Here is a 791-nt window from a genome sequence, read left to right on the forward strand (position 1 = left end):
ATCGGCATAGGGGTTGAACGTCTCCGTCGCGCCAACGACACCCGCCGCGCGTGCGGCGGCGGTGAACGGCCCTGACGCGTCGCCGGAAATGTTGATGTTGGGCATGGCCACCGCCGCGCTGCCCAGCGCGGTGCGCAGGAACTTGACGTGCGCTTCCTCGTCCGCGGCGATCTCGCGGGCATAGGCACCCACCAGCGGGTCACCGGAAAAGTCGACCCGCGCTCCGCCGGTCACGGTGCCGCCAGCAGCACCCGAGGGTGCGCCCGTCAGGCTTGCCGAAAGCCCGGCGCCGTTCACGGCATAAAGGTAGAATTGCGCCTCGAGATATTCGAGGTTCAGCGCGAAGTTGAGCACGTCCGCATCGGTGAGCGCCTGCGCCTTCGCCGGATCGGCATAGACGAATGCCCCGCCAACCGCCGCGGCGCCGAGTGCCGCCGTGAAGAACGCGCGTCGATCACGCCGCCGATCGGCGCGCTCCTCGAACGCCTCGATCAGTTGGTCCTGTTGCGTCGTCACTTGGCACCTCCCGTAAGCCCGCAAGGGGTTGGGATTGCTTTTCGTCGTGCGGGCTGTGGAGAGGTACGGCCGCCGGGTGATGGCGGATGCAGGCGGGCAGGCAAATTTGTTGCCTGCCGTCTCTCACCCGGGAAGCGCTCGACGCGCGCCGTTAAGGCAAGGTCGCGGATCCCCAGCCGTGATCGGGGCGCTGCCACCCCGGCCATCCCGATGCTCGCCGGCTGGCTGGCGCCGTGGTCAGACCGCCGTGATCAGACCGCCGTGGTCAGACCGCC

At 68.6% G+C, this 791-nt stretch carries 1 protein-coding gene; it reads right to left on the reverse strand.

Annotated features, from left to right (window positions below):
- On the reverse strand, positions 1-516 hold a 516-nt coding region (locus AX702_RS10030), incomplete at its 3' end, for a ferritin-like domain-containing protein (protein WP_197420558.1).
- Positions 517-791 lie beyond the last annotated feature (275 nt).

Origin of the sequence: Sphingomonas sp. CCH5-D11 (genome assembly GCF_001557395.1) — a bacterium.
Lineage (GTDB): Bacteria > Pseudomonadota > Alphaproteobacteria > Sphingomonadales > Sphingomonadaceae > Sphingomonas.